Below are 4,029 nucleotides of genomic sequence, written 5' to 3' on the forward strand. Positions count from 1 at the left end.
AGCATTTACTACACGGATCAGGTGCTGGCGGAAATCTTCCAACTTTTCCAGGAACGCAGCGAAAACCTGCTGTTCATTTACACCTCGGACCACGGCGAATGGATCACCCCCAAGCAAGGGGGGCACGCCAACGCGCATCCTTTCCAGGAAGAGTATCGAGTGCCCCTGGTCTTCTGGGCTTCCCATCCCGAAGACCTGGCCCCCATCGCCCAGGCCACCCAGGGCCGACTGGTAAACATCGAAACCCTGAACCTGCAAATCCGTTTTCTGGTAAGCCTGGAGCCGGATCCCGGCATCTCCTACCGCACCCAGGTGCTCAGCCTGGGCCCGGGACGCATCCACGACTACACGGAGTTGCCTTATGTGGAGTACCACGAAACGCCCTAAACCCGGCTGGCGCATCCACCCTCAAGGGAAGCCCTGGGTGCTCGGCGGGCTGCTGGGCACCACCCTCTTTACTGCGCGGGGCCGGCGCAAGGCCGCCCTGGCCGCCGCCTTTCTCAGCACCGCCCTGGCCTATTTCTTTCGCGACCCCGACCGCTACCCACCCAAGGCCTCTCAGGTGGTGGTTTCTCCGGCCGACGGGGAAGTGGTCGTGGTCGAGCAAACCGAAGAGCCGCGCTGGATCGAAGGGCCAGCCTGGCACATCGGGATTTTCATGAGCCTCTACGATGTACACATCAACCGCGCCCCGCTGGATGCCTATGTGGTGCGCATCGAGCACCATCCCGGTGAATTTTTGCCGGCTTATCATCAAGAGGCGCTGCAACGCAACGAACGGCGCATGTATTTCCTGGAAACCGACGACCTGCGCCGGGCCCTGGTGATTCAGATAGCGGGCGTCCTGGCCCGGCGGACGGTGCCTTTGATCCCGCCCGGCGCCTCGCTCCGCCGCGGAGAACGCTTTGGCCTCATTCGATTTGGCTCCCGGGTCGAGGTGTTTCTCCCCGTCGAAGCGCAGCCCTTAGTGGCCCCTGGCCAACGGGTGCGCGCTGGCGAGACGCCCATCGCCTGGTGGCCCACGGCCTAAGATGCGAGGGGCGGACAATGAACGCCGAACACAAACCTTTGCGTCCTTCCACGGTGTTGCCCAGCCTGCTCACCACGGGCAACCTGTTGTGCGGTTTTCTCTCGTTGATCCTGGCCTCTCAAGGGGCCTATCGTCCAGCAGCGGCGCTGATCTTCCTTGGGTTGCTCTTCGATTCGTTGGACGGTCAAATGGCCCGCTGGCTGGGCATCGCCACCGATTTCGGCATTGAGTACGATTCCCTGGCCGATGTGATCACCTTCGGGGTGGCTCCGGCTTTCCTGTGGGGCCAGTTGGTGCTGGCGCCCTGGGGCCGGGCGGGCTGGCTGAGCGGCTTCTTGTTCGTGGTGGGCGCGGCGTTACGGTTGGCGCGGTTCAACATCCAGAGCAACAGCAGCCAACCGACGGACCACTTCCAGGGGTTGCCTTCTCCCAGCGCCGCGGGCACTTTGGCCGGCCTTTCCCTCCTCACCACCAAAACGCCCCTCCCCTCAACGGTCTGGATTCATTGGGGCGCCCTGCTCCTGCCACCAGCCCTGGCTGCGCTGATGATCAGCACCTTGCCCTATCGGCACTTCAAACATCTTCCGCGCGATTCCTTTCGCATCTCCTGGTTCGTGGGCGGCTTTGCGGCCTTCGTCACGCTCATCCTGGTCGCCCCCCACTGGACGCTGGCCATAACCTTTGGGGGATACGCTCTTTCCGGCCCGATCGGGCTTCTGCTACCCCAACGCCATCCCCCTGCCGAGGAAACCTGATGTCCCTGACCGCCCTCTGGCTATTTGCCGTTCTCCTGAGTCTGTTCTTCTTCAGCCTAATTTACCGCGATCGGGCCCCAGTCGGCTGGCGATGGACCAGCGGCCTCCTGGCCCTGGGCGCGCTGTTCTTTTCGCCGGGCCGCTGGCTGGCCCATCTAGCCATCCTCTGGATGTACACCCAGGCGCCCGCCAGCCTGCCCCGACGGTTGATGCCCAACCGCAACCACCTCCCCGTGAAACACTATCTGGCCGTGGCCGACGCCTTGTTTGAGCGGGGCCTGCTTCTCTGGGTAGGGCTTCTCCTTCTCCTCATGGCCACCTACCTGGGCCACCAGTACCAAAGCCAGATACGTCGCGTTTTTCAGCACCCACTGGTCCGCGGGGCGTTGGCTCTGGGGGTGACGGCGGCGCTCGCCTTTGTCGGGTTCAACCTCTGGCTCGAGGTCCAGTTCCGTCAGCCGCATCCTGTGTTCTACACCGACTGCCACAAGGTCTGGGGACATCGCGGCCATCCTGAGCCGCCGAAAATCGTCGAGAATACCATCCCCAGTTTCCAACGGGCCTTCGATTTGGGCGCGCCCGGCGTGGAAATGGATGTGCGCTACGACCCGCAACGCCACGAATTCTACATCGGCCGCTATGATCGCGGGCCCGACACCTCTCCTGACCAGCGGCTGACCCTCCCGGAAATCTTCGCTGCCGTCGGTAGCCGGGGCTACTTCTGGCTGGACACGAAAAGCATCCACTACATGACTCCTGAGGAGGCCCGGCAGGCTGCGCAAGACATGGTCCAACTGCTCGACCGCTTTGGTTTACGCCAACGGGCCATCATCGAATCCGACACGCCCGAAAACTTGGCGCACTTTGCCCAAGCGGGCCTGCACACGAGTTATTGGATCTTCAACATTGACGAGCAGGCCTTCCCCCACACCCCCTGGGGGCTCTGGCGGGCATTGGTGCGCATCAAACGCAACTACATCCGCTGGGGGTTCTCGGCCATCTCATTGGATGCACGTTTTTACACCCCCATGGTGCAGTGGATGCTCAAGGGGGCCCGTATCCATCTGTTCACCGTGGACGACCCCGAAGAACTGCGCCATTGGGTGCGGCACAACGAAGTGCGGGTTATCCTAACGGACACCGACCGGTACGACATCACCACCTGCCCCTGAACGCGCTCGGCGGACTCTGTGGCTCAGGGGTTGGAAGGCCGCTTGGCCGCCCAGGTGAGATAGGTGAACACCAAATGCGGACGGCCATCGGCGCCGGTGTACACCCGCTCGATGTGCAGCGCCCCCACCCGGCCCTCGTTGGTGGTGTAGCAAAAACTCAGGCCCACCCAGCGCCCGGCATCAGCCACCGCATTGCGCTTGGAGTCGTAGGGCGCATTGTAACAATCCGCAATGTTGGGCGGCCAGAAATATAGGGGGCCGTAGAAGAACACCCGCACGCCGACGTGCATCACGCCAGGCCCTGGGGTCACCTCCACATCCATTTGCCCATCGTCAAAATTGAAGTTGGTGCCTGCGGTCAAATCGACCTGCCCCTGCTTGAAAATGGGCGGGGCATAAGCATAAGTTGGGGGCATCGTGACCGTGGGCGTGAGCGTCACCGTAGGGGGGAGCGTGGGGCTGGGGGTCCAGATAGGCGAGGGTGTCCAGGTCCAGGTGGAAGTCGGCGGAGGTGCTGTATCCGTCGCCGTGGCAGAGGGTACCACCACCGTCGCGGACGGCCGTGCGCTCTGCGATACGCAAACCGTTCCGAGCAGCAGAAACACGATCAGGGCTATCCATCGCCGCCACCAACGACTCCAAGGCATCACCCATCCCTCCAAACATGGCAATGGAATAGGGCCTATCCCTTCGGCAGGCCACAAGCTAAAAGATTTTATCACGCACCGGGCCGGGATGGTGATATCATATATTCGGGCGGGAAGCCTCAAAGGCCCCAACAAATCCGCCCGTCGGCCCGCAATCCGCATACGCGGGTGAGACTCAGGGGTGACACGCTCGACCGTGACTTTCTTTTCCGTAGGAGGAGCCTTATGCACGAAAAAAGCATCGTCTTACTCAACAAAGGCGTGGCCGACGAACTCTCGGCCGTGCACCAGTACATGTACTTCCACTTTCATTGCGCCGACCAGGGCTAAGCCTGCTCGCCCAAATGTTCTTCGACATCGCCATCCAGGAAATGCTCCATGCAGGGCTTTTCGTTTTTCTCACACTGACGACGAGATAGGGTTCC

At 62.0% G+C, this 4,029-nt stretch carries 5 protein-coding genes and 1 pseudogene; 5 read left to right on the top strand and 1 reads right to left on the bottom strand.

Annotated elements, in window-relative coordinates:
• From G4O04_09950 to G4O04_09965, 4 genes are all read left to right on the top strand, one after another.
• Window positions 1-387: sulfatase-like hydrolase/transferase (locus tag G4O04_09950; GenBank protein ID HEY58835.1), on the top strand; the 387-nt coding region annotated here is incomplete at its 5' end.
• Window positions 362-1,030 carry a phosphatidylserine decarboxylase family protein gene (locus tag G4O04_09955; protein HEY58836.1) on the top strand — a complete coding sequence of 223 codons (669 nt, stop codon included), beginning with the start codon at window positions 362-364 and terminating at the stop codon, window positions 1,028-1,030. The genes G4O04_09950 and G4O04_09955, both read left to right, overlap by 26 nt.
• 17 nt (window positions 1,031-1,047) lie before the next feature.
• Entirely contained in the window at window positions 1,048-1,785 is a 738-nt protein-coding gene (gene pssA, locus G4O04_09960) for a CDP-diacylglycerol--serine O-phosphatidyltransferase (protein HEY58837.1), read from the top strand.
• Window positions 1,786-2,096: 311 nt separating this feature from the next.
• Window positions 2,097-2,957, top strand: a complete 861-nt coding sequence (locus G4O04_09965; GenBank protein HEY58838.1) for a glycerophosphodiester phosphodiesterase — start codon at window positions 2,097-2,099, stop codon at window positions 2,955-2,957.
• A gap of 23 nt (window positions 2,958-2,980) precedes the next feature.
• Here G4O04_09965 and G4O04_09970 read toward each other — a convergent pair whose 3' ends face one another.
• Window positions 2,981-3,604 (bottom strand): hypothetical protein, encoded by a 624-nt coding sequence (locus G4O04_09970; protein ID HEY58839.1) that lies wholly within the window; start codon window positions 3,602-3,604, stop codon window positions 2,981-2,983.
• 225 nt (window positions 3,605-3,829) lie between these two features.
• On the opposite strand from G4O04_09970, the pseudogene G4O04_09975 reads away from it, so the two are divergent.
• Window positions 3,830-3,984: pseudogene (locus tag G4O04_09975) on the top strand (bacterioferritin).
• Window positions 3,985-4,029: the final 45 nt, after the last annotated feature.

This window comes from Anaerolineae bacterium, from assembly GCA_011176535.1.
Taxonomy (GTDB): domain Bacteria; phylum Chloroflexota; class Anaerolineae; order Anaerolineales; family DRMV01; genus DUEP01.

Bases quoted from the DNA above. Each gene is read 5' to 3' on its own strand.
- G4O04_09955 (HEY58836.1), top strand. From the start codon at position 362: ATGTGGAGTACCACGAAACGCCCTAAACCCGGCTGGCGCATCCACCCT.
- pssA (HEY58837.1), top strand. From the start codon at position 1,048: ATGAACGCCGAACACAAACCTTTGCGTCCTTCCACGGTGTTGCCCAGC.
- G4O04_09965 (HEY58838.1), top strand. From the start codon at position 2,097: ATGGCCACCTACCTGGGCCACCAGTACCAAAGCCAGATACGTCGCGTT.
- G4O04_09970 (HEY58839.1), bottom strand. From the start codon at position 3,604: ATGCCTTGGAGTCGTTGGTGGCGGCGATGGATAGCCCTGATCGTGTTT.